Source organism: Alloprevotella sp. OH1205_COT-284 (genome assembly GCF_003859795.1).
Taxonomy (GTDB): domain Bacteria; phylum Bacteroidota; class Bacteroidia; order Bacteroidales; family Bacteroidaceae; genus Alloprevotella.
Genome location: NZ_RQYI01000079.1, coordinates 1 through 380, shown reverse-complemented (window position 1 = coordinate 380; position 380 = coordinate 1). Strand labels below are relative to the sequence as shown.

At 46.3% G+C, this 380-nt stretch carries 1 pseudogene; it reads right to left on the bottom strand.

The annotated features are described in order from the left end of the window. A pseudogene (locus EII14_RS09120) lies at positions 1-380 on the bottom strand (AraC family transcriptional regulator); the annotation flags it as partial.

Sequence of the window (380 nt, the reverse complement as noted above, 5' to 3'; positions counted from 1 at the left end):
TTACTTCCGAACGCTTTTCGAGTTTTTCAAGGAATATTGTCAGCAACTCTATTGCCTTTCCGTGCAGATGGAGGGGAGAGAAAGACGCATCGCTTTTGGCTGTCGCCTTGATGTCATCCAATACTCGTTGCATCGCAGGTGTGATAGTCTCGAAGAGATAAAAAGACTTGTCCGACTGGAGCAGCCGACCGATGTCGGTTTCGTGAGCCGTATCCATTTCCTCTATCCAATCCTTGTTGAAAGTCAATGTGATGTTTTCATACTGTCGTTTGGGAACGAAAGTCCACTCTGTAGGGATATTGCTTGAAGGCATAAAGATACCGTCAAGCGTGTCCACCCCGACCGTTTTTGTGCTTGTGCCGATAATCTGCTCATGTTTA